This window comes from Neoroseomonas lacus (genome assembly GCF_014644535.1).
In the GTDB taxonomy this organism is placed as follows: domain Bacteria; phylum Pseudomonadota; class Alphaproteobacteria; order Acetobacterales; family Acetobacteraceae; genus Neoroseomonas; species Neoroseomonas lacus.
Map to the genome: position 1 here is coordinate 100,651 of NZ_BMKW01000007.1, position 25,239 is coordinate 125,889.

The 25,239-nt window shown below is 69.3% G+C and carries 23 protein-coding genes and 1 tRNA gene; 12 read left to right on the top strand and 12 right to left on the bottom strand.

Going from position 1 to position 25,239, the window contains the following annotated elements; genetic code table 11:
- The first annotated feature begins 29 nt into the window (after positions 1-29).
- Positions 30-105: transfer RNA gene (locus IEY36_RS14800), tRNA-Val, on the top strand.
- Between the two features lie 486 nt (positions 106-591).
- Here IEY36_RS14800 and IEY36_RS14805 read toward each other — a convergent pair.
- The 3 genes from IEY36_RS14805 to IEY36_RS14815 form a co-directional block, all read right to left on the bottom strand.
- Complete coding sequence (locus IEY36_RS14805; protein WP_188967937.1) at positions 592-1,386, bottom strand: hypothetical protein; 795 nt, start codon at positions 1,384-1,386, stop codon at positions 592-594.
- Positions 1,387-1,455: 69 nt separating this feature from the next.
- Complete coding sequence (gene mfd / locus IEY36_RS14810; RefSeq protein ID WP_188967939.1) at positions 1,456-4,947, bottom strand: transcription-repair coupling factor; 3,492 nt, start codon at positions 4,945-4,947, stop codon at positions 1,456-1,458.
- On the bottom strand, positions 4,902-5,201 hold the full coding sequence (locus IEY36_RS14815; RefSeq protein ID WP_188967940.1) for a succinate dehydrogenase assembly factor 2: 300 nt from the start codon (positions 5,199-5,201) through the stop codon (positions 4,902-4,904). Before IEY36_RS14815 ends, mfd begins: the two co-directional genes overlap by 46 nt.
- Before the next feature lie 27 nt (positions 5,202-5,228).
- Between IEY36_RS14815 and recG the strand changes: the two genes are divergently transcribed.
- Positions 5,229-7,349: an ATP-dependent DNA helicase RecG gene (recG, locus tag IEY36_RS14820; protein ID WP_188967942.1), complete on the top strand. Its 2,121-nt coding sequence runs from the start codon at positions 5,229-5,231 to the stop codon at positions 7,347-7,349.
- Positions 7,350-7,376: 27 nt separating this feature from the next.
- Here the strand turns inward: recG and IEY36_RS14825 are convergent, their stop codons facing one another.
- Positions 7,377-7,661, bottom strand: a complete 285-nt coding sequence (locus IEY36_RS14825) for a hypothetical protein (protein WP_188967944.1) — start codon at positions 7,659-7,661, stop codon at positions 7,377-7,379.
- Between the two features lie 4 nt (positions 7,662-7,665).
- On the bottom strand, positions 7,666-8,685 hold the full coding sequence (locus IEY36_RS14830; RefSeq protein ID WP_188967946.1) for a 1-aminocyclopropane-1-carboxylate deaminase: 1,020 nt from the start codon (positions 8,683-8,685) through the stop codon (positions 7,666-7,668).
- 139 nt (positions 8,686-8,824) lie between these two features.
- Between IEY36_RS14830 and IEY36_RS14835 the strand changes: the two genes are divergently transcribed.
- The 8 genes from IEY36_RS14835 (at position 8,825) to IEY36_RS14870 (ending at position 15,814) form a co-directional block, all read left to right on the top strand.
- On the top strand, positions 8,825-9,304 hold the full coding sequence (locus IEY36_RS14835) for an Lrp/AsnC family transcriptional regulator (protein WP_188967948.1): 480 nt from the start codon (positions 8,825-8,827) through the stop codon (positions 9,302-9,304).
- A 114-nt stretch (positions 9,305-9,418) separates the two neighbouring features.
- Positions 9,419-10,147 carry an ABC transporter ATP-binding protein gene (locus IEY36_RS14840; protein WP_188967950.1) on the top strand — a complete coding sequence of 243 codons (729 nt, stop codon included), beginning with the start codon at positions 9,419-9,421 and terminating at the stop codon, positions 10,145-10,147.
- Positions 10,147-10,875, top strand: a complete 729-nt coding sequence (locus tag IEY36_RS14845; RefSeq protein ID WP_188967952.1) for an ABC transporter permease subunit — start codon at positions 10,147-10,149, stop codon at positions 10,873-10,875. Before IEY36_RS14840 ends, IEY36_RS14845 begins: the two co-directional genes overlap by 1 nt.
- A 4-nt stretch (positions 10,876-10,879) precedes the next feature.
- On the top strand, positions 10,880-12,826 hold the full coding sequence (locus IEY36_RS14850; RefSeq protein WP_188967954.1) for a GldG family protein: 1,947 nt from the start codon (positions 10,880-10,882) through the stop codon (positions 12,824-12,826).
- A gap of 12 nt (positions 12,827-12,838) precedes the next feature.
- Positions 12,839-13,924, top strand: a complete 1,086-nt coding sequence (locus tag IEY36_RS14855; RefSeq protein ID WP_188967956.1) for a DUF4340 domain-containing protein — start codon at positions 12,839-12,841, stop codon at positions 13,922-13,924.
- Positions 13,921-14,358 carry an NUDIX hydrolase gene (locus IEY36_RS14860; RefSeq protein WP_188968419.1) on the top strand — a complete coding sequence of 146 codons (438 nt, stop codon included), beginning with the start codon at positions 13,921-13,923 and terminating at the stop codon, positions 14,356-14,358. The genes IEY36_RS14855 and IEY36_RS14860 overlap by 4 nt, the downstream gene beginning before the upstream one ends.
- Before the next feature lie 81 nt (positions 14,359-14,439).
- Positions 14,440-14,700 carry a hypothetical protein gene (locus IEY36_RS14865; RefSeq protein ID WP_188967959.1) on the top strand — a complete coding sequence of 87 codons (261 nt, stop codon included), beginning with the start codon at positions 14,440-14,442 and terminating at the stop codon, positions 14,698-14,700.
- Positions 14,701-14,800: 100 nt separating this feature from the next.
- Positions 14,801-15,814, top strand: coding sequence for a Bug family tripartite tricarboxylate transporter substrate binding protein (locus tag IEY36_RS14870; protein WP_188967961.1), 1,014 nt, complete (start codon positions 14,801-14,803; stop codon positions 15,812-15,814).
- 232 nt (positions 15,815-16,046) lie between these two features.
- On the opposite strand, the gene IEY36_RS14875 is transcribed toward IEY36_RS14870, so the two are convergent.
- From IEY36_RS14875 to IEY36_RS14905, 7 genes are all read right to left on the bottom strand, one after another.
- Entirely contained in the window at positions 16,047-16,316 is a 270-nt protein-coding gene (locus IEY36_RS14875; RefSeq protein ID WP_188967963.1) for a hypothetical protein, read from the bottom strand.
- Position 16,317: 1 nt separating this feature from the next.
- The gene (msrP, locus tag IEY36_RS14880) at positions 16,318-17,253 is read right to left on the bottom strand and encodes a protein-methionine-sulfoxide reductase catalytic subunit MsrP (protein ID WP_188967965.1); all 936 of its coding nucleotides are present in this window, start codon (positions 17,251-17,253) and stop codon (positions 16,318-16,320) included.
- Positions 17,254-17,312: 59 nt separating this feature from the next.
- Entirely contained in the window at positions 17,313-18,767 is a 1,455-nt protein-coding gene (locus IEY36_RS14885) for a glycosyltransferase family 39 protein (protein ID WP_188967967.1), read from the bottom strand.
- Positions 18,767-19,870 carry a glycosyltransferase gene (locus IEY36_RS14890; protein WP_188967969.1) on the bottom strand — a complete coding sequence of 368 codons (1,104 nt, stop codon included), beginning with the start codon at positions 19,868-19,870 and terminating at the stop codon, positions 18,767-18,769. Before IEY36_RS14890 ends, IEY36_RS14885 begins: the two co-directional genes overlap by 1 nt.
- A 51-nt stretch (positions 19,871-19,921) precedes the next feature.
- The gene (locus IEY36_RS14895; protein ID WP_188967971.1) at positions 19,922-21,514 is read right to left on the bottom strand and encodes an EAL domain-containing protein; all 1,593 of its coding nucleotides are present in this window, start codon (positions 21,512-21,514) and stop codon (positions 19,922-19,924) included.
- Between the two features lie 115 nt (positions 21,515-21,629).
- Positions 21,630-22,310 (bottom strand): NIPSNAP family protein, encoded by a 681-nt coding sequence (locus IEY36_RS14900; RefSeq protein ID WP_188967973.1) that lies wholly within the window; start codon positions 22,308-22,310, stop codon positions 21,630-21,632.
- Between the two features lie 193 nt (positions 22,311-22,503).
- On the bottom strand, positions 22,504-23,568 hold the full coding sequence (locus tag IEY36_RS14905) for a zinc-dependent alcohol dehydrogenase family protein (RefSeq protein WP_188967975.1): 1,065 nt from the start codon (positions 23,566-23,568) through the stop codon (positions 22,504-22,506).
- 175 nt (positions 23,569-23,743) lie between these two features.
- On the opposite strand from IEY36_RS14905, the gene fabI reads away from it, so the two are divergent.
- Positions 23,744-24,571 carry an enoyl-ACP reductase FabI gene (gene fabI, locus IEY36_RS14910; protein WP_188967977.1) on the top strand — a complete coding sequence of 276 codons (828 nt, stop codon included), beginning with the start codon at positions 23,744-23,746 and terminating at the stop codon, positions 24,569-24,571.
- A gap of 13 nt (positions 24,572-24,584) precedes the next feature.
- The gene (locus IEY36_RS14915; RefSeq protein WP_188967979.1) at positions 24,585-25,238 is read left to right on the top strand and encodes a 3-oxoacid CoA-transferase subunit A; all 654 of its coding nucleotides are present in this window, start codon (positions 24,585-24,587) and stop codon (positions 25,236-25,238) included.
- Position 25,239 lies beyond the last annotated feature (1 nt).

The following is a 25,239-nucleotide window of genomic DNA, read 5'->3' on the forward strand; positions in this document are numbered from 1 at the left end:
GTCTAAGAGGGCGACCCCGCCAGAACGGGGGGCGCATAGCTCAGTGGTATGAGCGCCTGCTTGACACGCAGGAGGTCCGTGGTTCGATCCCACGTGCGCCCACCATTTCCTCGAAATCTATGCCTCAAGCGCCGGCGCACGCATCCGCGTGCTTGGCTTGCGCGCCATGCACTGGGGCGTTGGCGGCGTATGGCAGGATGGGCGCGGTCGCGCTGTGCGCTCCCGGATCGAGGCACGGCCTCGATCCGCTGTTTCCGGTGATGGTGCGGGCGTGTAGGCGTAGGCTTGGCCTGCGCGCTGTGCGTCTCCGGATCGATGCCACGCCTCGATCCGCGGTTTCCGGTGGTGCCAGTAGCAGCTCTAGCAGGCTGCGAAAATTCTCCATCGGAAGCGCAACGAAAGACGCAAATGAATCGATCCGCGCCGTCGCCTGAATCTTCCTGTCGAGCCGGGAGAGACCCACGAAACAGTGTTGCGCCGGCCGCCGTCGAAAATCGAATTTCCGCAGCCTGCTAGACGAGGGCTTGGCCCTGCGCGCCGTGCCGTCCCGGACCGAGGCGCCGCCTCGATCCCGGTGACGCCCGTCGCGCCTCAGAAGCGGTAGCGGAAGCCGACCACGAAGGAATTGGCGCCTTCATACACACCGTTATAGGTGCCGAAGATGCCGCTGCGGTGCATGTAGCGGAACGCCAACTCGTATTGCGGATACTCCGGCAGAGCAACGGTGATCTCGGGCGAGAAGAAGTTCAGCCAAGCCGACTGGTTCTCCTCCGGCCGCGCATCCGTGCCACGTTCCACCTGCGGCAGTCGCGTCACGAAATCTGGGCCCATCGACAGGCCGATGGTCGTGTAGACGTAGTTGCTCCAGGGAAAGCCGTCGTAGCGAAGATAGACGGCCGCCCAGAACTCACCGCCCTCCGTGTCGCCGAAGCGATAGGCGCTGCCAGCTTCCAGATCGACCATAAAGAAGCGCCAGAAGCGCGCCACGCGATACTGGACCGCGCCGCCGACCAGCGTGTCATCGCCCCAGGAGCCTGACCAGGGCGCCACGATCAGGTCGCGTAGCTTGCCATCGGCCACCGAGGAACCAAGGAACAGCGTGCCCGACCAGGGCCGCGCATCGGCCAAGGCGCGCGCGCGGTCGGCGGGCGAGAGATGCGACAGGTCCGGCGCAGTGATCGCCGCCACAGCGGCGGCTGGCGCGTTTAGCGGCCCCGGCACCGGGGCGGGCTCGGATACTCGGGCCGCGGCGGGCGCGGCCACGGTGGGCAGGGCTTGCTGGCGCGGCGTCGTGACGCGTTCAGGCGGCGGACCACCCGCGGCAAGCATCAGCGCCGCAGCCACCAGGGAGGCCAGACGCGCAGGCCGGGGAAACTCAACGGGCATGTAGGGGGCACCTTGGTCGGATCACGTTCCGATTACGTCCAGGGCCGCCGGCTGGCAACTACCCTCGGTTTAGGCAGCCTGTGCGCGCCGCACTAGCTTGGCCAGTGCGGTCAGCAGGTCACGCGCCGCCTTGACGCGCTGCGGCAGGTCCATCTCCCGCAACAGGGCCAGCTTGTGATCGGGGCGCAGCTTCACCTGGCCCTTCTGCGCCGTCACCCAGCCGACCATCCCGGCCGGGTCGGCGAATCTGTTGCCGCGGAAGGACAGCACCACGCCCTTCGGCCCGGCATCGAGCTTCTCCACCCCCGCCTCCCGGCACAGTCGCTTGATGGCGACGACCTGGAGCAGGTTCTCGACCTCGGGCGGCACCGGGCCGAAGCGGTCGGCGAGTTCGGCGCCCATCGCATCCGTCTCGCCATCGGAGGCGAGCGAGCCGATGCGCCGATACAATCCCAGCCGCACCGGCAGGTCAGCGACATAGGTCTCGGGAATCAGCACCGGCAGGCCAAGATTGATCTGCGGCGTCCAGTCGCGTTCCGAATCGCCGCCGCCCTTGCCCTGCCCGGCCTTGATGTCGGCGACCGCTTCCTCGAGCATCTGCTGGTAGAGCTCGATGCCGACTTCGCGGATCTGGCCGGACTGTTCCTCGCCGAGCAGATTGCCAGCGCCACGGATGTCGAGGTCATGGCTGGCGAGGGTGAAGCCGGCTCCGAGATTGTCGAGCGTCTGCATCACCTCCAGCCGCTTCTCGGCGGCCGGCGAGAGGCGATGCGACTGTGGCCAGGTCAGGTAGGCATAGCCGCGCAGCTTGCCGCGCCCGACACGGCCGCGCAGCTGGTAAAGCTGGGCGAGGCCGAACATGTCGGCGCGATGGATCAGCAGCGTGTTCACCGCCGGCATGTCGAGCCCGCTCTCGACGATGTTGGTCGCCAGCAGGATGTCGTGCTTGCCGTCGCCGAACTCGGTCATGATGCGTTCGAGCTCGGTTGGGCTGATGCGGCCATGCGCCTGCACCACGCGCGCCTCGGGGACGATCTCGGTCAGGCGTTCGGCGACCTTGGCCATGTCCTCGATGCGCGGCACCACACAGAAGATCTGCCCGCCACGGAAGCGCTCGCGCTGCACCGCCTCGCGCAGCACCACCGGGTCCCAGGGCATGATGAAGGTGCGCACCGCGAGACGGTCGACCGGCGGCGTAGCGATGACGCTCATCTCCCGCACCCCGGTCAGCGCCAGTTGCAGGGTGCGCGGGATGGGCGTCGCGGTCAGCGTCAGCACATGCACGTCGGCCTTGAGCGACTTCAGTGCTTCCTTGTGCTTGACACCGAAATGCTGCTCCTCATCGACGATGACCAGGCCGAGATCGGCGAATTCGACGCTTTTGGCGAGCAGCGCATGGGTGCCGACGACGATGTTGACGCTGCCATCCTTCAGCCCCGCGCGGACCTCGGTCGCTTCCTTTGCTGTCACCATGCGCGAGAGCTGCGCGATGCGGATGGGGAATCCCTCGAAGCGCGTCGTGAAGGTGCGAGCGTGCTGGCGGGCGAGCAGCGTCGTCGGCACCACCACCGCGACCTGCGAGCCGCTCATCGCCACGACGAAGGCCGCGCGCAGCGCCACCTCGGTCTTGCCGAAGCCGACATCGCCGCAGACGAGGCGATCCATCGGCCGGCCGGCGGAGAGGTCCTCCAGCACATCGGCGATGGCGCGCGACTGGTCCTCGGTCTCGACGAAGGGAAAGCGGGCGCAGAACTCGTCCCAAAGCCCCTCGGGCGGGGTGGCGAGGGTACCGTCCTTCATGCGCCGCAGCGCGGCGGTGCGGATCAGCTCGCCGGCCATGTCGCGGATGCGCGACTTGGCCTTGGCCTTGCGATTCTGCCAGGAGACGCCGCCGAGCTTATCGAGCGCCACCCCCGCCGTCTCGGTACCGAAGCGCGAGAGGATCTCGATGTTCTCGACCGGCACGAACAACCGGTCGCCGCCATCGTAGGTCAGGCGCAGGCAGTCATGCGGGGCGCCGCTGACCTCGATGGTGGTCAGGCCTTCATACCGCCCGATGCCGTGGTCCTGGTGGACGACCAGGTCGCCCTCGGCGATTTCGGTGGCATCGGCGATGAACTGGTCGGCGCGGCGGCGGCGGCGCGCCGGACGCGAGATGCGCTCGCCGAGAATGTCCTGTTCGGCGGTGACGGCGATGCCAGCGGCTACGAAGCCGCGTTCGAGGCCCATCACCACCAGGGCGACGACGCCCTCTGGCAGGGCGCGGGCGGCCTTCCAGTCATCGGCCGGGGCGGCGGCGATGTTGTTCTCGCGCAACAGATTGCCGAGCCGTTCGCGCGAGCCCTTGGTCCAGGCGGCGAGCAGCGGGCGGCGCTTGGCCTTCAACTGGCCACTGAGCAGGGTGGCGTAGGCGGCGAAGACGTTCTCGCCGGCCGTCCTTGCTTCGGTCAGCAAGGGGCCGGGGCGGCCGCCGGCCTCGATCCCCTGCCCGCCCTCGGCGCCGCCGGTGAAGGGGCTGAACAGCAGCACGGGGCCGCCGGAGAGCATCTCGTCCCAGCCCTCGCGGTCGAGATGCAGCGTGCCCGGCGGGGCGGGGCGGTAGGGCACTTCTCCCTCGGCGACGCGCACCGGCACGCGGCGGGCCTGGTAATGGTCCTCGACCATCTCGAAGCGGGCGGTCGCGACATCCTCGGCCTGATGGTCGAGGCTGACGGAGGCGCCGGGGAGGTAGTCGATCAGCGTCGCCATGCTGTCGTGAAACAGCCCGGCCCAATGTTCCATGCCCGGATGCTTGCGCCCGGCGCTGACCGAGACATAGAGCGGGTCCTCGGCTGCCGCTGCGCCGAACAGTTCGCGATAGGCGGTGCGGAAGCGGGCGCGGGAGGCCTCGTCGAGGAACACCTCGCCGACCGGGCGCAGGCGCAGTTCGGGCACCACCTTGCCGCTGCGCTGCGTCGCCGTGTCGAAGCGGCGCATATCCTCGATCTCGTCGCCAAACAAATCGAGGCGGACGGGGTCGGACCCACCGGCGGGGAACAGGTCGACGATGCCGCCGCGCATGGCGTATTCGCCATGCTCCATCACCGTGCCGGTGCGGTGGTAGCCGTTGGATTCGAGGAAGGCGGTCAGTGCCTCCGGCTGCACCCGGCCGCCCTTGGCCAGATGCATCGTCGCGCCGTCGAAGGTTTCCGGCGGCGGCACCTTCTGGGCGATGGCATTGACCGTGGTCAGAACGATGCGCGGGCGCGTCGGCTTTTCCAGCAGCCGCGTCAGGGTGGCGACGCGTTCGGCGACGATCTCGGGATTGGGCGAGACGCGGTCATAGGGCAGGCAATCCCAGGCCGGGAAGCGCAGGATTTCGACCTCGGGGGCGAAGAAGCCGATCGCATCGGCCATCCGGGCCATGCGGGCGTCGTCACGGCAGACATGGACCACCGGGGCGTCGGTCTCCGCCCGGCGGCGGCACAGCAGAAGGGCGTCGAAGCCTTCGGGGGCGCCATGGACGGTGGCTGCCCTCACCGCTCCGCCCCCGGCGGCACGCCCGCGCCCGTCCGGCCGCATTCGGTGGCCATGCGGCGGATCATCGGCGTATCGGCCTCGGGCGGGATGGGCCGGCGGCCGGACAGCCAATCGGCCAGGTCGACGTCCCAATGTTCCAGCACCGCCTCGATCGCATCGAGTTCGGCCTCGGTGAAGCCGGCGATGTTGCGCGCGACAAAGCCGCCGATCATGAGATCGGCTTCCTTGGTACCACGGTGCATCGCCCGGTAGACGAGGCGACGGCGGCGAGGGTCTAGGTCCTGGGGTTCGGGCATGGGCTCCGTCCTGGCATATAGAGGGCGATGGGAATCGTGTCAGCCCGCCGAGACGAGACGATGCCGCAGGGCGCCGATGCGCTGGCACCATTGATGGCGCCGATCGGCGAATTGAAGGGCGTCAAGGAGAACGATGCCCGGCTGATGGCCAAGGCCGCCGGCGGGCCGCGCGTGCTCGACCTGCTGCTGCACCTGCCCGAACGCTACCTGACGCGGCGACGGATCACCCGCCCCTCCCATGCGCTGCCCGACTCCGAGGTGCTGATCCCGGTCGTCATCAGCTCCCACAAGTCCGGCCGATCGGGCCAGGGCCGTCCCTATGTGCGGGTGCGCTGCGAGGCGGAGGGCGAGTCGGTCACCGCCCTATTGATGAACTGGCAGAAGCCCTGGGCGGAAAAGGCACTACCGGTGGGTGCGACGCGCTGGTTCGCCGGCACGCTGAAGGAGGAAGGCGACGATTGGGTCGTGGTGAACCCGCAGATCTCGGCGAAGGAGGACGGCATCCCCGAGGTCCAGCCGGTCTGGCCGCTGACCGGGGCGCTCGGCCTGCCGCAGGTGACGCGGGCGATGGGTGCGGCCCTCGCCCTGCTGCCGGAATTGCCGGAATGGCAGGATCCGCCTTTGCTGCGGCGCGAGAAATGGCCCGGCTTCACCCCTGCCCTGCGCGCCATCCAGGCGCCCGAGGCCGAACCCGGCGCGGCACCCCGCCATCGCCTAGCCTATGACGAGTTGCTGTCGGGCCAGATCGCGCTCGGCCTGGTGCGACGGAGGTCGCGCGAACGGCCCGGCCGGGCGCTGGCCGGTGGCGAGACGCTGCGGGCGAAGGCGCTGGCGGCCTTCGGTTTCCCGCCCACCGAGGCGCAGCGCCAGGCCGTCGCCGAGATCGATGCCGACCTTGCCGCGCCCCGCCGCATGCTGCGGCTGCTGCAGGGCGATGTCGGCGCCGGCAAGACGCTGGTCGCGGTGATGGCGATGCTGCGGGTGGCCGAGGCCGGCGCGCAGGCCGCGCTGATGGCGCCGACCGAATTGCTGGCCCGGCAGCATCTGCGCACCTTCGAGAAACTGTGCGACGCGGCGGGGGTGAAGGTCGCGCTGCTGACCGGCAGCGTGAAGGGCAAGGAACGCAAGCGTGTGCTCGCGGGGCTGGCGGATGGGTCGATCCCGCTGGTGCTCGGCACCCATGCGCTGTTCCAGGAGGGCGTCGTCTTCCATGACCTGGCGCTGGCGGTGGTGGATGAACAGCACCGCTTCGGCGTCGCCCAGCGGCTGATGCTGGCCGAGAAGGGCGACGCTGTGGACATGCTGGTGATGACCGCCACGCCCATCCCGCGCACGCTGCTGCTGACGCAATGGGGCGAGATGGCGGTCAGCCGCATCGCCGGCAAGCCGCCGGGCCGCCAGCCGATCGTCACCCGCATCACCAGCCAGGACCGGCTGCCGGACATCATCGAGCGCCTCGGCGAGGCGATCGGGCGGGAGGAACGCGCCTATTGGGTGGTGCGGGCCATCAGCGGGTCCGAGCGCGACGATTCCGTGGCCGCCGAGGACCGCTTCGCCGAGCTGAACGGGCGGTTCCCCGGTCTGGTCGGCATCGCCCATGGCATGCAGGACATCGCGGTGCGCGAAGCCTCGCTCGCCGATTTCGCGGCCGGGCGCACCAAGATCCTGGTGGCGACCACGGTGATCGAGGTCGGCGTCGATGTGCCCGAGGCGACGATCATGCTGATCGAACAGGCCGAACGCTTCGGCCTGGCGGCGCTGCACCAGCTGCGCGGGCGGGTCGGGCGCGGCTCGAAGCCATCCTCCTGCCTGCTGGTGCATTCGCCGGGACTGACGGAAGGCGAGAAGCGGCGCCTGCTGGTGCTGCGCGACTCCGATGACGGCTTCGTCATCGCAGAGGAGGATCTGCGTGCGCGTGGCGGCGGAGACGCGCTCAGTACGCGCCAGGCCGGGCTGCCCGGGGCGAGGCTGCTCGACCCGCGCGAGGACCCCGAGGAGTATGCCCGGCTGGTCGACATCGCCCATGACGATGCCGAGGTGCTGCTGGGGCGCGACCCGGCGCTGGCCTCGCCGCGCGGCCAGGCGGCGCGGCTGCTGCTTGCCCTGTTCGGGCACGACATCACCATGGCGCCGCTCGACGCGGGGTAGGACCGCGCCGCCGGCGGCCCGGCGCGGTCAGGGAAACAACGCGGCGGTCGGTACGCCGTCAAAGGGCAGACGCAGGTGCAGCAATTGCAGCGTCACCCCCTCGATGCCCGCCACCGCGGACCGAAAGGCCAGCGCCTGGGGCAGGCCACCGAAGTGCAGCGCCACCAGGACGGCATCGCCGCCGGCGCGGTCCTCCCCGAGAAAGAGGAGTTCCGCCCCGGCATGCGGCTGCGACAGCCGCGCCGCCTCGAACAGCCGCCGTTCCAGCGCGGCATCCGGTTGCGCCATCCGGCACAGGGCGACGGCGACCATGGCCTCACCCGTTGCGATAGGTGTAGCTGTAGCCATTGAGCGCCGGCGCACCCCCCAGATGCGCGTAGAGGACCTTCGACCCCTCGGGGAAGTAGCCCTTGTTGACCAGGTCGATCATCCCCTGCATCGATTTGCCCTCATAGACCGGGTCGGTGATCATCGCCTCGGTTCGTGCGGCGAAGCGGATCGCCTCATTCGTCTCGTGGCTCGGCACGCCGTAGGCGGGGTAGGCATACCCATCGAGGATGACAATCTCGTCGTCGCGCACGGCGCGGCCGAGTTCGACCAGTTCGGCGGTGTTGTCGACGATCTCGCGCACCTGCTGGCGGGTCTGCACCGGGGTGCCGGAGGCGTCGATGCCGATGACGCGGTCGGCGCGGTTGTCGGCGGCGAAGCCGACGATCATGCCGGCCTGGGTCGAGCCGGTGACGACGCAGACGATGATGTAGTCGAAGCGGATGCCCATCTCGGCTTCCTGCCGCCGCACTTCCTCGGCGAAACCGACATAGCCGAGCCCGCCGAACTTGTGCACCGAGGCGCCGGCCGGGATGCCGTAGGGCTTGCCGCCGGCATCCTTCACCGACTGGATGGCGTCTTCCCAGCTCTTGCGGATGCCGATGTCGAAGCCGTCGGGCACGATGCGGCTGTCCGCGCCCATCAGGCGGGTCAGCAGGATGTTGCCGACGCGGTCATAGACGGCGTCCTCATGCGGCACCCAGCTTTCCTGCACGACGACGCACTTCATGCCGATCTTCGCCGCCGTCGCCGCCACCATGCGGGTGTGGTTGGACTGCACGCCGCCGATCGAGACCAGCGTATCGGCATTCGAGGCGATCGCGTCGGGCACGATGTACTCGAGCTTGCGCAGCTTGTTGCCACCGAAGGCCAAGCCGGAATTGCAGTCGTCGCGCTTGGCGTAGATCTCGACCTTGCCGCCCAGCGCCGCGGTCATGCGCGGCAGGTGTTCGATCGGCGTCGGGCCGAAGGTCAGGGGAAAACGTTCGAATTTGTCGAGTCTGAGCACCGATCGCTCCTGTCGTGGAAGGGAGCGGAGGCTTAGCATCGGCACCCTGAAAGGTGCCCTCGAATACAATGCCATTACTGCCCTTGGCTTCCGGCCCGCTGGCGTTTAGGTCATGTACTTCGTCATATGGACGCAAAAAATGGAAGATCCTTCCAACGCCTCCGAGCTCGACCGCATCGACCACCGAATCCTCCAGCGGCTGCAACGCGACGGGCGGATCTCGAATGCCGAATTGGCCGGGGCCGTGAATGTCAGCCCCGCCACCTGCCATCGCCGTACCCAGCGGCTGTTCGAGCGCGGCTACGTCACCGCCGTGCGGGCGCAGATCGCCCCGCAACTGGTCCATCGCGGCACGCTGGTGATCGTCGGCGTCGAACTCGACCGCTCGACGCCCGAGAGCTTCGCAGCCTTCGAGGACGCCATCAGGAAGCTGAGCTTCGTGCTGGACTGCCACCTGGTCGCCGGGGATTTCGACTTCTTCCTGAAGATCCGTGTGCGCGACATCGCCGATTTCAACCGTCTGCACGGCGAGCAGCTTCTGCGCCTGCCGGGCGTCCGGCAGACCCGCACCTTCTTCGTCATGAAGGAGGTGGTGGACAACGCGCTGCTCGATTTTTGACAAGCCACCCCGCCGCGCTGTTGCAGACGGTAACGGCGCGGGGGGTTGCATCCCGGCCCCGGGAGGGTCAAATCGCGCGCCGCCCGATATGGGCCAGCACAGGGGAGACTGCCTTTGCCCGCGCTGATCGAGATCGAGCGCCTGACCAAGCGCTTCGGCGACTTCACGGCCGTGGACGACGTGTCGTTTTCCGTCGATCGCGGGGAGGTCGTGGGCTTCCTCGGCCCGAACGGTGCCGGCAAATCCACCACCATGAAGATGCTGGCCGGCTTCGTGACGCCCACCGCCGGCACCGCGCGGATCTGCGGGAAGGATGTCGTGGACAGCCCGGTCGCGGCCAAGCGCAGCCTGGGCTACCTGCCCGAGGGCGCGCCGACCTACCCGGAAATGACCGTCACCGGCTTCCTGCGCTTCGTCGCCAGTATCCGCGGCTATCGCGGCGGGGAGGCGGATGAACGGGTCGAGGCCGCGATGCAGCTGACCCAGCTCGAGGGCGTGCAGCTGCAGCCAATCGAGACGCTCTCCAAGGGCTTCAAGCGCCGCGTCGGCCTCGCGCAATCCCTGCTGCATGACCCGCCCGTACTGGTGCTGGACGAGCCGACCGATGGCCTCGACCCCAACCAGAAGCACGAGGTCCGCCAACTGATCCGCCGCATGGCGCCGCAGAAGGCGATCCTGATCTCGACCCACATCCTCGAGGAGGTCGAAGCCGTGTGCAGCCGCGCGATCGTCATCGCGGGCGGCAAGGTTCTCGCCGACTCCACCCCGGCCGGGCTGGTCGCGCCGGGCCGTTCGCTGGAACAGGTGTTCCGCGACCTGACCATGCCGAAGGACGCCGCCTGATGGGTGCGCTGATCGTCGCGCGGCGCGAACTCGCCGGTTATTTCGCCACCCCGGTCGCCTATGTGTTCATCGTCATCTTCCTGATGATGGCGGGCGCGCTGACCTTCACCCTGGGCGGCTTCTTCGCCCGCGGGCAGGCCGACCTGTCGCCCTTCTTCACCTTCGTGCCCTGGCTTTTCCTGTTCCTCGTCCCCGCCCTCACCATGCGGCTGTGGGCCGAGGAACGGCGCCTGGGAACCATCGAGCTGCTGCTGACCCTGCCGCTGCCGCAATGGCAGGCGGTGGTCGGTAAGTTCCTCGCCGCCTGGGCGTTCTGCGCCATCGCATTGCTGCTGACTTTCCCGCTGGTGCTGACGGTCAACTACCTCGGCGAGCCGGATAATGGCGTGATCGCCGCCGGGTATCTGGGCTGCCTTCTGGTAGCCGGCGCCTTCCTGGCGGTGGGTGCGGCGATGTCGGCGATGACCAAGAACCAGGTCGTCGCCTTTGTCCTCGCCGTCGCCGTCTGCTTCCTGTTCACCGTGGCGGGCAGCCCCATCATCAACGACTTCCTCTCGCAGCGGATGCCGGTGCTGGCGGAGGTCGCGCGCGGCCTGTCGATCACCGAACGCTTCAACTCCCTGGTGCGCGGCGTCATCGCGCTGCGCGACGTGGTGTTCTTCGGCTCCTTCATGGGCTTCTTCCTGTTTGTGAATGCCGTGGTCATCGACCACCGGAAGGCGGACTGACCCGATGAGCGGTACCTCCTCTCCCTCCCCTCGCCCGGGCACGCGGCGGATCTGGTCCTCGGCGCTCGGGCTCGTCGCGGCGGCCGCGCTGGCGATCGGCGTCAACATGCTGGTCGACCGGGTGGCGCCGCGCGCGCGCGTCGACCTGACGCAACAGCATCTCTACACCCTGTCGGACGGCACGAAATCCGTGCTGCGCGGCCTGCAGGACCCGGTGACGCTGCGGCTGTTCTATTCGCGCCGGCTCGGCGCGGCGGTGCCGGCCTATGGCTCCTATGCCGAGCGCGTGCGCGCCATGCTGGAGGAATACGTCGCCGTCTCCGGCGGCAAGATCCAGCTGGAAGTGCTCGACCCCGAACCCTTCAGCGAGACCGAGGATCGCGCGCTCGCCTTCGGCATGCAGGGCGTGCCGGTCGACCAGTCGGGCGAGCAGATCTATTTCGGTCTTGCCGGCAGCAACCTGCTGGATGACGAGCGTTCCATCCCGTTCTTCCAGCCCGACCGCGAACGCTTCTTGGAATTCGACCTGACGCGGCTGGTCTATGAACTGTCGAACCCGCGCCGGCCGGTGGTGGGGGTGATGTCCACCCTGCCGCTGAACGGCGATCCGCGCATGATGATGATGATGCGCGGCGGCCCGGCGCCGCAGCCCTTCGCGGTAATGCAGACGCTGCGCCAATTCTATGCCGTGCAGGACGTGCCGCTCGACACCCAGCGTATCCCGGACGACGTACAGGTGCTGATGGTGGTGCATCCGCAGAACCTGTCGGATGCGACGCAATACGCCATCGACCAGTTCGTCATGCGCGGCGGCAAGCTGATGGTCTTCGTCGACCCGTATTCCGAAGGCCAGGCCTCGCGCCCCGGCCCCGGTGGCCGGCCGCCCACCGATACCGCTTCGCAGCTCAACCGCCTGCTGAATGCCTGGGGCGTCGATGCGCCCTCCGAGGCGGTGGTGCTCGATCTGCGCGGCGCCTGGCGGGTGCGCGCCAACCCGACCGACCGGGTGCAAGCGGTGGACTACTTGGCCTGGTTCAACCTGCAGGGCGATTCCATCAACAGTTCCGAGGTGGCGACGGCACAGCTGAACCAGGTGACAGTCGCCTCAGCCGGCCATCTGCGCCGGCGTGACGGGGCCACGGTGGAATTCGTGCCGCTGCTCCAGAGCAGCGAGCGCAGCATGCTGGCCAATGTCGAGCGTGTCCGCGAGAACCCGGACCCGGCCCGCATCCTCGCCGAGTTTCGCCCAGAGAACCTGCACCGGACCATCGCCGCGCGGGTCCGCGGCGAGCTGAATTCCGCCTTCCCCGACGGCCCGCCGCCGCCGCCCGAGGGCAGCGAGCGTCCGGCCGATTTCCCCGCCCATCGCGCCCATAGCGACGGCGCCGCCAATCTGGTCGTTTTCGCCGATGCCGATCTGCTGGAGGACCGCTTCTGGGTGCGTACCCAGGACTTCTTCGGCCAGCAGGTGGCAACGCCGTTCAGCGACAATGGCTCGCTGGTGGCGAACATCGTCGACACCTTCGCCGGTGGCGACGCGCTGATCTCACTGCGTTCGCGCGGTGAATCGATCCGTCCCTTCACCGTGGTGGACGATATCCGCCGTGACGCCGATGCGCGTTTCCGTCAGACCGAGCGCGAGTTGACGGAACGCCTGCAGCAGACCGAACGCCGCCTGCGCGAACTGCGTCAGGGCCAGGGCGGCGAGCGCGGCCAAGGTGCCGCCGTCATCACGCCGGAACAGCGCGCCGAGATCGACGCGGCACGCGCGCAAATCCTGCAGACACGTCAGCAGCTGCGCGCCGTGCAACTCGACCTGCGGCGGGACATCGAGCGTACCGAAGTCTGGCTGCGCGTCGTCAACATCGCCGCGGTGCCGTTGTTGCTGGCCTTCTTCGCTATCGGCCTAGGCATCGCCCGGTCGCGCCGCCGCAGCGCGGCGCGGTCCTGAGGAGCACGACAGATGAACCGTCGTCAGCTTCTCCTGCTCAGCGGCGCCGCGGTCGTGGTGGTTGGCGGCGCGCTGCTGCTGAACCCGGCCGAACGGCCCGCCCCCTCGCCGGCCGGGGCGGCGCTCGCCTTCCCGGGCCTGGCGCAGCGGCTGCAATCGGCCGCGAAGATCGTCGCCACGCGCCAAGACGGCACGCTGGAAGTCGCCCGCCGCGGCGAGACCTGGGTGCTGCCCGCCAAGGGCGGCTATCCGGTGCGGCAGGAGAAGGTGCGCGAGCTGCTCGTCGGCCTGACCGAACTGCGCCTCGTCGAACCGCGCACCGCCAATCCCGACATGCTCGACCGCCTCGGCCTTGATGACCCGACGCGGGCCGGTTCGACCGCTACGCTGCTGCGCGTGCTCGATGCGCAGGACGCTGTGATCGCCGAGTTGGTCATTGGCCGGCGGCGCGTGCGCACCCAGGGCAATGTGCCGGAAAGCGCCTTCGTGCGGCGCCCGAACGAGAACCAGGCCTGGCTCGCCGAAGGGCGCATCCCGGTCGATTCCGACCCGCAGCTCTGGCTCGACCGCGACATCGCCAACCTGCCGCGCGAACGCGTCCGCCGCGTCGCCATCAACCGCACCGGCGAGCCGGCGCTGGTGCTGACCCGTGGCGAGGGCCCCGACGGCAAGTTGCAGGTCACCGAGCCGGCCGACGCCCCGCCGACTGATGAGACGAGCCTCGATGAGGTCGGCCGTGCCTTCGAATTCCTCACCTTCCTCGATGTGAAGCCCGAGGCGGACGCCCCCGGCGAGCCGCTGGGCGAAGCGCGGTTCGAACTGACCGACAACCTCGCCGTCGTGGTGCGGCCGCGCAAGGCGGGCGAAACGATCTGGATCGCCCTCGCCGCCGAGGGCGATGACGAGGCGGCGCGGCTGAACGCCCGATGGCGCAGCTGGGCCTATCAGGTCGGGCCGTGGAAGGAGAAGTCCTTCGTGCCGCAGATGGCCGACCTGCTCCGCCAGGAGCCGACCCCGCCGGCCGCCGAGACGCCGGCCGACGATGTGCCCGCCGCCGACGCGCCAGCGGCGCCGGATACGCCGCCGCGGCCGCAGTGACCGGCCGCGAATACCCCGACCGCCCCTGGGTCGGCATCGGCTGCATCGTCTTTCGCGACGAGCATGTCCTGCTGGTGCGTCGAGGCAAACCGCCGCGCATCGGCAGCTGGTCCATTCCCGGTGGCGCGCAGCATCTCGGCGAGACCACCGAGGCGGCCGCGCGGCGTGAGTTGTTCGAGGAAGCCGGCGTCGAGGTCGGCCCCCTGGCGCTGGCGACCGTTGTCGATGCGATCAGCCATGATGATGAGGGGCGCGCGCTCTATCACTACACGATCATCGACTTTGCCGCGGTCTGGGTTTCCGGCGAGGCCCGCGCCGGGGACGATGTCAGCGAGGTCGCCTGGGCGCGGCCGGAGGAGCTGGCCAACTTCACGCTGACGCCGGCGGCGCAGCTCGCCATCGCCGCCGCGAGGGACGCGCTGCTCCGCGCCTGATGCCGCCTGGCGCCATGTCCTTGCGCAGCCGTACCGTGCACCGCATTGTGAGCGGCGAGCACAACCCTGGGTCATGCGATCATGAACAAGCCTCTTGCCCTCTGCTGCTTGGCCTTTGCCGCCATCGCGCCGGCGGGCATAGCGCAGAGCACGCCTGCCGTCGTCTATTGCGTCAACAACCGCATCATGGTCGAGCGCTCCACATTGTCTCAGATGCAAAGCGGCCGCGGTCATTCCGAGATCTGCATCATCGGTCCGTCCTTCGACTTCCAACCGGATGGCGTCACCTGGGTGCGCCAGAATCTGCGATCGGATGTCGGCGGGGCCTGTCGCTGCCGATAGGCCATGGCATCGCCTGGCGCGCGCCGCGCGTCCATGGCCCTTCCCCAGGCGGCGCCGGCACGGCAGGCTCTGGCACAAACAAGATGCCGGAGATTCTGCCATGCCGCTCACCCCCGCCCTGAACCGCCGCCGCCTTCTCGGCGGCATCGCCGGCCTCGCGGTGGCACCTGGCATCGTCCACGCACAGCCGCTGGCCGGCGGCCGCCCGGTGCGCGTGATCGTCCCCTTCCCGCCAGGCGGCGCGGTGGACATCACCAGCCGGCTGTTTGCCGAGCGCCTCGGCGCCGTGCTGGCCCAGACGGTCGTAGTGGAGAACCGTGCCGGCGCGGGCGGGATGATCGGCGCCGATGCGCTGGCGAAATCGGACAAGGATGGCAGCGCGATTGGCCTGATCAGCGCGACCACCTATTGCGCCGCGCCGTTCATGCATGCACGCATGCCCTTCAATCCGCAGCAGGACCTGACCCCGATCACCCAGCTGACGGACGGGGCGCTGCTCTGCGTGGTGAATGCAGAAACCGCCCGGCGCAACGGCTGGACCGATTTCCGCGCTCTCGTGACCTGGTCACGCGCCCATCCGGAGCAGGTGCGGATGGGATCCTCAGGCTCGGGCACCTCCTCGCATCTCAACATCGCGGCGGTGAACCGCTTCGCCGATGCGAAGATCCTGCACGTGCCCTATCGCGGTGGCGGTCCGGCCATCAACGACCTGCTGGCCGGCACGATCGACATGATGTTCGACGTCATGCCGGCGCTGATGCCGCATGTGACGAGCGGGGCCTTCAAGGCACTGGCCGTCTCCTCCGGCGACCCCATCCCGCTGCTGCCCGAGATCCCGGGCATGAAGGCCTTTGCCGATCTCGGCCTGGGCGAGCATTCGCTGGTCAACTGGAATGTCGTCACCGCTGCCGGCGGCACACCAGCCCCGGTCGCCCAGCGCCTGTTCGAGGCCGCGCAGACGGTCGCGCGCCAGCCTGACTTCGTCGAACGCCTGCGCCCGCTCGGCTACGGCATTGTCCTGAGCGACAGCCCCGCCGCGGCGGCCCAGATGATCCGCGCCGAGACGCCGCGCTGGCAACGCCTGGTGGAAATCTCCGGCGCGCGCATCGAATAGGCGGCGTGAGGGCGCCGCCACGCCAGACCACAGCGGTCCTGCGGAAGCCAATGCTTGGCGGACCGCATATCGGCCGGGGGCAGGACCCGGCCCCGGTGCTCCACGCAGGATTTCGCCTGCGGAGGCACGTCGTTCTGCAATCGCCAAATGGGATTCCCGAAAGGTCGCTACGCCATCGTCGAAGAGGTCCGGCGGGGCTAAGTCCCTCTCCGATCCGGCGCGCGTAGCGGCCTTACCCGCGCTCGGGCCGCGTCGCACTGATCAGGAACAACACCAGCGCCACGGCAAGTGGCGCCACCCAGGCCGGCAGCGTGAGCACCGGGTAAAACAGCGAATCCCACGCCCCCGACCACAGCATGACTGACACGCCCTCCTGCAGGGTCAGCATCGCGCGCGGATTGATCTGCGAGAGCACGGTGCCGAGTGGCAATCCCCAACCAAAGGACAGCCCCATCACGAGCGCCGCGGCGCCCATCAGCAATCCGATCAGCCGCAGGACCATCTCATGCCCAGAGTCGTTCGTTCTGCAGACCAGTGTAGAGCGGCGCGACAAAATCCGCATAGCCATTGAAGAGCCGCGTCGGGATGCGCTCGCTGGTGCCGATCACCCGCTCGCTCGCCTGGCTCCAGCGCGGATGGCTGACCTCGGGATTCACATTGGCCCAGAAGCCGTATTCCTGCGCCTGGATGCGCTCCCAGAAGGAGACCGGCCGCTGGTCGGTCAGCTTGATGGTGGTGATGCTCTTGCCGGCCTTGAAGCCGTATTTCCACGGCTGGTGGAAGCGGATCGGCCCGCCATTCTGCGGCGGCAGCAGCTTGCCATAGGCACCCACCACGAGGAACGACAACTCGTTGCCGGCCTCCTCGATGGTGCAGCCCTCGGTGTAGGGCCAGGGGTACCAGGATTGGCGCAGCCCCGGCATCACCCGCGGCAGCGCCGCCGTCTCGAACACCACATACTTCGCCGAGCCGAGCGGCTTGACCTGCGACAGCAGCGCCGAGAGCGGAAAGCCGGTCCAGGGCACCACCATCGACCACGCCTCGACGCAGCGCAGCCGATAGACGCGCTCCTCGATCGGCATGCTGCGCAGCAGGTCCTCGATGCCGAATTCGCGCGGCGTCTCGACCATGCCCTCGACCTTCACGGTCCAGGGGCGCTGCGGCAGGCGCTGGGCGGCGCGGCTGATGCCCTTGTCGGTGCCGAACTCGTAGTAGTTGTTGTAGGTGGTGGCATCGCGCTCGGCGGTGATCTCGCGCCCCGCCTCGTAGCGCGTGTTGCGCATGGCTGGCGGCAGGCCGGCGGCGTCCTGGCCCAGGGCGGGCGATGTGGCAAGCAGCCCCGCCCCCAGGCCAAACGCCTTGCGCCGGCCGAACACCAGATGCTCGGCGGTGGCCTCGCGCTCGGGGATCTCCCAGCCACGCGGAATGCGGATCGGCATGCTTATCCCTCCGTTATGCCTCAGAGATCGGTCTGACCGGCCCGAGGTCAAGCGTCGCGTCAGGAACCCGGCCTTGGCAAGACCACGGCCGGCGGCTGCCCCGGCGCCGTGGTGACCCGATGGAGGCGATAGGCCTCCGCCTCGATGCCATCACGGCTGCGAACCAGGCGCCCCTCGTCCTCCGGCAACGCTTCCGCGCCCGGCCAGAGAGGGGGTCCCTCCCCGCGTCTTTCGCTGCGCACTAGCAGGCCGGTTACGCCCGGTACGGGGGTCGCGAGTGAAAAATATCGCCAGCGCGGATCCATGGCGATGACGACGCGCCCTCGCGGCAGGCCAAAGGCTAGCTTGGCGGCCAGGCCATATTCCTCGGCCGCCACGAAAGCCGCGCCCTGCTGCGTCATCCGGGCATCGACCGCCGTGAGGAACCCCTCCCAACCACCAAGCCGGGCCAGGGTTGGGTCGGACCGGCGCGGCAGCGGCAGCGGCGCGGCCACGGCCTGCAGATACACCGCCCCGGTCATCACCAGCCCGACCGCCACCGCCGGCAGGCGCAGCCGCAGCCAACCGGGCGCGGTCAGCAACGCCGCGGCGGCAATGGCGGCGGCCGGATACAGGATGGCCGGCCAATTGCCCTGCACCCGGCTGCCCGTCGCCTGCCAGAGAAAGATCGCGGCGGGCGGGATGGTCAGCGCGGCCAATAGCAACGTGGCGCCATCGCGCAGCCGCCACCAGCGATGCGCCGCCGCCGCGACCCCCACGACGGCCATGACGAAGACCAAGGGCGTCGCCAAACCGACCTGCCCGCCGATCAACTCGCCAAGATAGCGCAGGGCGCGGCCGGCCTCCGCCGCACCGGCACGACCACCCTGCTTGGCGAAGGAGGCCCAGTCATGCCCGGCATTCCAGAGCACCACGGGGGCGAAGACGGCCACCGCCAATAGCCCGCCCGCCCAGAGCTGCCACCGCAGCAGCCAGCGCCGCGCCATGGGGTCGAGCAGCAGCCACACCACGATGCCGAAGCCGAGCAGCGCGGCGGTGTATTTGCTCAGCAACGCCGCCCCGGCCAGGGCGCCAACCGCCAGCCACCAACGCCCGTCGCCCGTCCGATGCAGCCGCGCCAGCGCCCAGATCGTCGCCGCCCAGAAGGCAATCAGCGGCGTATCCGGCGTCATCGCTACCGCGCCGACGCCGGCCAGCAGTGTCGCGTTGAACAGCGCCGCCGCCCATGGGCCGGCACCGCGGCCGGGGAACAGGTCCTCGGTGGCGCGCGCCAGTTGGACGGAGCCGATGGCCAGGCAGACTGGCCCCATCAGCCGCACCCCGAGCGCGGTCTCCCCGGCAATGAAGGTGCCGGCGCGGATGAACAGCGCAACCATCGGCGGGTGGTCCAGATAGCCGCCCTGCAAATCGCGCGACCACACCCAGTAATAGGCCTCGTCCGGCGCCAAGGGCAGGATGGCGCAGATCGCCAGGCGCAGGACGGTCAGCGCCGCCAGCGCGGCGAGCCAGCCCATCAGCGTGGCCGCCAGACCAGGGTGGAGGAGACGGCGTAATTCCACACCACGGTCAGCAGGGCGCCGGCGCCGCCGGCGAGGCCCCAATTCACCAGCCCGTCGCGCACCAGCAGCCCGGCGATGCCCACATTGGCTGCCGCCCCGATGCCGCAGACCAGGTAGAACAGCACCAGCCCGCGTGGCAGCGCCGCCCCGCGCAGCCGCCGGTCGCGATAGGTGATGCGGTTGTTCAGCAGGAAATTCGCCGTCATGGCGACGAAGGTGGCGCTCCATTGCGCCGCTGGGAAACTCAGCGGGCCGAGGCCGTAGAGCAGGCCGAGCACCATCAGATGGACCAGCACGCCGATCCCGCCCACCAGCGCGAAGGCCATGAAGCGCAACGGCACGATGCCGCCCATCGCCTTGTCCGCCAGCAGCCCGCCGAATTCGAGCAGCACCGCGGCGTCGAGCTTGCTCTCGCCCGCCTCCCGCGCGCGGAAGGTGTACGGGATTTCGGCGACCCGCAGGGGCCGGCCGGCCGAGAGCAGGACATCGAGCAGGATCTTGAATCCGGTCGCGGTCAGCCTTGGCGCCAATTCGTCGAAGAGGGCGCGCGGCAGGGCGAAGAAGCCGCTCATCGGGTCGGCGACCTTCACCGGCAGGGCGGCGTTCGCCAGCGCGGCGCCGCCATCCGATACCAACCGGCGGATCGGTGACAGGCCCTCCCCCATCGCGCCGCCTTCGACATTGCGGCTGCCGATCACGACTTCCGCCTGATCGGCCTCCAGCAGCGCAAGCATCTGCGGGAGGATGGTCTCGTCATGCTGCAGGTCGCCATCGATGACGGCAACGTAGGGGGCCGCGGTGGACAGGATGCCCTCGACGCAGGCCGAGGCGAGGCCGCGCCGGCCGATGCGCCGGATGCAGCGGACTCGCGGGTCGCGCGCGGCGATCGCCTTGGCGCGCGCGGCGGTGCCATCGGGGCTGTCGTCATCGACGAAGATGGCTTCCCACGCGATTCCGGCGAGCGCCGCGTCCAGCCGCTCCACCATGGGGGCGACGTTGGCGGCCTCGTTGAAGCAGGGGATGACCACGGCGAGTCGTGGCGGGGCTGGCTCCGTCATGGCCCGTGCTTCCTGCGCCGGCGAAGGCCAGAGGGCAAGGGCGTGGCCCGATCACCGCCCCGGCAGCGCGCCCGGCCGGCCGAACAGGTAGCCCTGGCCGAAGGTGACGCCGAGTTCCTGCATCAGCTTCGCCTGGGTCTCGTTCTCGATCCGCTCGGCCACCGCCTGCGCGCCGACGGTGGTGGCGAGGTCGACCATGGCTGCGATGAAGCCACGGTCGCGGGCACTCTCGACGGCATTGGTGACGTAGATGCCGTCCACCTTCACGAAATCGACGCGGAAGATGCGCAGGTAGCGGAACGCCGCCGCCCCCGCGCCGAAATCATCGATCCAGACTGGCATGCCGAGCGCGCGGAGCGCATCGACGGTGCGGGTGGCCTCGGTCTCGTCCTCGATCTCGGCGGTTTCGGTGATCTCGACCAGCAGGCGGCGGGCCAGGTCGGGACTCGCCGCGAGCATGGCGCAGAGCTGATCGCGAAAGGCCGGGCTTTGCAGCGACAGGCCGGAGAGGTTGCAGGCGATGCGCGCGCCGCTGGCCGCCTGTGCCGCCTCGCAGGCGGTCTCCACCACCGCCCAGTCGAGGGTTTCCGAGAGCCCCACCGTCTCGGCGAGGGCAATGAATTCGGACGGCTGGTCATAGGGGCTGCCCGGCGTCGGGATTGGGCGCAGCAGCGCTTCGTAGTGATGCGGCTTGCGGTCGGCCAGCAGCACGATGGGTTGGAAGGCCAGCCGAAAGCGGCGTTCGGCGATGGTCCGGCGCAGCGTCATCGCGCGGTCCGCCGCGGAGGAGACGAAGCCCGCCAACCCGCCGGCGAAGCCCGCCTTGGCCAGCGCAGCATCGCCGCCGCGCGAGAAGGCCGACAGGGCGAAGCGCAACGCCCGCGTCGTCTGCAGCGGGCTGAGGCCGACCGCATCGAGCGGCAGGCTGCGCGTGGCGATCTGCCCCGGCAGCCCATGCTGGGCCAGCAGCAGCGCGACCTGGCCGGCCAGTGCCTGCACATCCGGGCCGCCTTCGGCCGGCAGCACCCCGAAGCGGCCGGAGCCGAAATCGGCCGCCACGGCCCCACTGCCGCCGTGGCTGGCAAGGACCGCCTGGATGCGCGCCGCGAGGTCCGCGCGTGGCGTCAGCGCGCCGCCGTCGCCGGTCAATTCGATCAGGCCAAGGGCGCCATGCGCGGCATCGGCGCCGCGCAGCAATTCCTCCACCGCGCGGGCAAGGCCGGGGCCGCCCGGCAATGGCCCGCCGGGCAGTTCGGCCGGCAGCGGCGCGAAGGTCAGGCAGAACCGGCCGGCGCGGCCCGGCGCCGCGAGCCCGGCCATGCTGAAGGGGGACCGGGCGGCATCCGACAGGCGGATCGCGGTCGGGCGGATGCGTCCTGTCGCGGAGAGCAATTCTAGGGCGGTGCCGACGCCCGAGCGCTGGTCGCGCGCCACCAGCGACTGCACGGGTTCGCCAAGGAAGCTGCGGCCGGACCGGCCGAATCGCGCGGGAAAGGCACCCTCGGCGAATGTGATGCGGCCCGCCGCGTCGGCCTCGACCAGGAGTTCCGCCGCGGCGAAGGCGAAGGTGAGGAAACGGTCCGCGGCGCTGGGGGCTGGGTGGCGAACGGTTTCCTGCATGGTCCTGCCGGTGAGGAAGAACACGCATCCTCACCGCCAGCGCTGAAGCGCCGGTTAACCGGCGCGACGTTTCAACGACCTCGCGCGCGCGGGGCGCCGTGGTCCGGTCGGGATGGCGGCGCCACCCCGGACCGCGCGATCATCTGACGACGGAGAAGGAGGTCGGCTTCAGGCCCATCACGGTCTGCTGCTTCAGCGCGCCGAGGCCGCCGACCATCTTGCCAAATTCCTGCCATTCCGGGTCGTTGGCCATGGCGGTGCGGCGGCGGTCGCGGTCGCCGAAGCCCTCATACAGCCAGCAGAACACCGCCTGATTGATCGGACCGATCTCGGTCACCGCGAACATCAGCAGCTGGCCGAGGATGCGCCTCTGTACCGGCAGCCCGACCTCCTCATACGCCTTGATCCAGGCCGGCATCTTGCCCGGATGGAAGTCGTAGGTGCGATGGTCGACCACCATACCGGTGCCGCCGATCGCGCGCTTGAAGGCGAAATCCTTGGCCGAGGTGATCGGCGAGAAGGAAGTCGGCTTCAGGAACTTCACTTCCTGCGCCATCAGGCAGCCCGCCGAGGCCTTCTTGAACTCGCCCCATTGCGGGTCGACCTCGCGCGCCGCGATGCCGGCGTCGCGGGTGTCGATGTCGTCCCAGCCGCGCATGAACACGAAGCGGTTGATCGGGCCGACCTCGGCAGTGAAGGTGCCGAGCGACGGCGCGCCCAGGGTGCGGGTCGAAGCCGGGAAACCATAATTGCCGAAGGCGTCGAGCCATTGCGGCTGCTTGCCCGGATGGAAGGTGTATTGGCGGTGTTCGATGTACATGGCGTGTCCTCAAAAAGCGCGGCGCAGCTTCAACCGGGCGGCGACAGGGTGCAACGGGGGGCGCAAAGACCTTTTGAACAGCCCGGCATCGCCTCGCACCCCACCCGGCCACCACGTCGGTGGCCTGGAATGGGTGATGCGGGCCGCTGCCGGAAGTCGGAATGCGCCGCATGACGCACTCGCCAACGGTCCCTCAGGCGGCGGGCAGGATTACGCCCTTGCCGGTCGTCTGGCTGTCGAACAGACGATAGGCTTCCTCCGCCTGATCGAGCCGCCAGCGATGCGTGAACAACGCATCCACGTTCACGCCACGATCGGCGATGTAGCGCGCGCATTCCGCCTGCCCCACGGTCGAGAAGGTCCAGGACCCGATCAGCGTCACCTGCCGGCGGAGCATGTCGGGGCTGACATCGAGCGTCACCTCGCCACCCTCGCCCACAAAGCAGGCCTTGCCCCAGGTGCGCACGCATTGCACCGCCTGGCGCCGCGCCAGCGGGTTGGAGGAGGCGTCGAGCGAGGCATGCGCGCCCAGACCGTGGGTCGCCTCCTTGATCGCGCCGAGCACGCTATTGGTCTCAGCCGGGTTGATCAGCAGGTCGGCACCGAAATCCTTCGCCCGCGCGAGCCGTTCGGGCGAGGTGTCGAGCGCGATCACCCGCGCCCCCATCTTCGCAGCGAGCAACGTCGCCGACAGCCCGACCGGCCCCTGCCCGAACACCGCGATGGTCTGGTCCCCGGACAGGCCCAGCCGCTGCAAGGCGCCCCAGGCGGTGCCGGTCCCGCACGAGATGGCGGCCCCCGTCTCGAAGGAGAGTTCCTCCGGCAATTCGACCAGCGTGCGCGCGGGGCATTTCAGATAGCGCGCATGGCCGCCATGCCCGGTCGCGCCATAAACCTCCTTCACGCCCTCGTCGCAAAGCTGCATCCAGCCGGTGTTGCATTGCGGGCAGACGCCGCAGCCGCGGTAGTGATGCTGCATCGCCCGCATGCCGACCCAGGCCTGGTTCGCCGGCACGCCCTGCCCGACCGCGACCACCACGCCGCAGGGCTCATGGCCGGCGATGGTGGGGCCCGAACTCGACCCGAGGCCCAGCGCGGCGGTGCGTCCCGGCCCACCCGGCGCGCGGTAGAATTTGAGGTCGCTGCCGCACATGCCGGAAGCACGCATCTCCAGCACCACCTCGCCAGGCCCCGGCGTGGGGTCCGGGAAATCCATCAGTTCGAGTTGCCGATCTCCAGTGAAGACGACGCCCTTCATACCCGTTCCTCCTGTTCTTGGTTGCAGCCAACCACCGTGTCGCGGCAGGGTCCAGTCGCGGCCTTCGTTGCATCGCAGCAAAACTGCCATCCGGCGGCCGCGAAATATGTTCTAGGTCAAAGCACTGGCCCAACGGCCATGGCACGCCGGCCAACCAAGATGCCAGGAGGCTTGCATGGCGCAGGACACCCGACCGACCGACCCGCTGCCACGCGTCTGGGATCCGGACAGCCGCGTAGGCGACATGTTGAAGGGCAAGCGCGGCCTTGTCGTCGGCGTCGCCAATGCCGACTCCATCGCCTATGGCTGCGCGGTCAAGTTGCGCGCCTTCGGCGCCGAGCTCGCCGTCACCTATCTGAACGAGAAGGCCGAGAAGCACGTCCGCCCGCTAGCCGAGGCGCTGCAGGCCTCGATCATCGCCCCGCTCGACGTGCAGGAACCCGGCCAGCTCGAAGCGCTGTTCGAACACATCACGAATCGCTGGGGCCGGCTCGACTTCGTCATCCACTCCATCGCCTTCGCCCCGCGCGCCGACCTGCATGGGCGGGTGGTGGACTGCTCGGCCGAGGGCTTCGCCCAGGCCATGCATGTCTCCTGCTGGTCCTTCCTGCGCATGGCCAAACTCGCCGAACCACTGATGACCGGGGGCGGCGTGCTGGCGACCATGTCTTATTACGGCGCCGACAAGGTGGTCGGGAACTACAACATGATGGGACCGGTCAAAGCGGCGCTCGAAGCCTCGGTTCGCTACGTCGCGGCGGAACTCGGCGAGAAGGGCATCCGCGCCTTCGCCGTCTCCCCCGGCCCGCTCAAGACCCGCGCGGCGAGCGGCATCGCGCATTTCGACGAGCTGGTGGCGATGGCGACCGAACGCGCGCCCGCCCGGAGGCTGGTGGACATCGCCGAGGTCGGGCGCGTCGTCGCCTTCCTGGTCGGCGGGGCATCGAGCGGCATGACCGGCGACACGATCTATGTCGATGCCGGCCTGCACAATGTCGCCTGAGAAGGGATAGCGCATGCGCAAGGCAATCTCCGCCGAGCAGGCCGCCGCGATGGTGCCCGACGGCGCCTCGGTGATGGTCGGCGGCTTCATGGGTGTGGGCTCGCCCCACCGGGTGCTCGCCGCCCTCGTCGCGCGTGGGGCACGCGGATTGACCGTCATCGGCAATGACACGTCGCGGGCGGGCCATGGCATCGGCGTGCTGATCGATGCCGGCTGCGTCGCGCGATGCATCGTCAGCCATATCGGGCTGAACCCAGTGACGCAGCAGAAACTCATCGCCGGCGAGATGGAGGTCGAGCTGGTGCCGCAAGGCACGCTGGCCGAGCGCATCCGCGCCGGCGGCGCCGGCCTCGGCGGCGTCTTGACGCCCACCGGCATCGGCACCGTGGTGCAGGACGGCAAGCAGGTCGTCACCATCGATGGCCGCGACTTCCTGCTGGAGAAGCCACTGCGCGCCGATGTCGCTTTGCTGCACTGCTACGAAGCCGACTACTACGCCAACCTCACCTACCGGCTGACCGCGCAGAACTTCAATCCGCTGATGGCGATGGCCGCCGATCTGGTGATCGCCGAACCGGATGAGGTGGTGCCGATCGGCGTGATCCCGCCCGACCATGTCCGCACCCCAGGCGTCCTCGTCACGCATTTGGTCAAGAGGCCGCACTGAG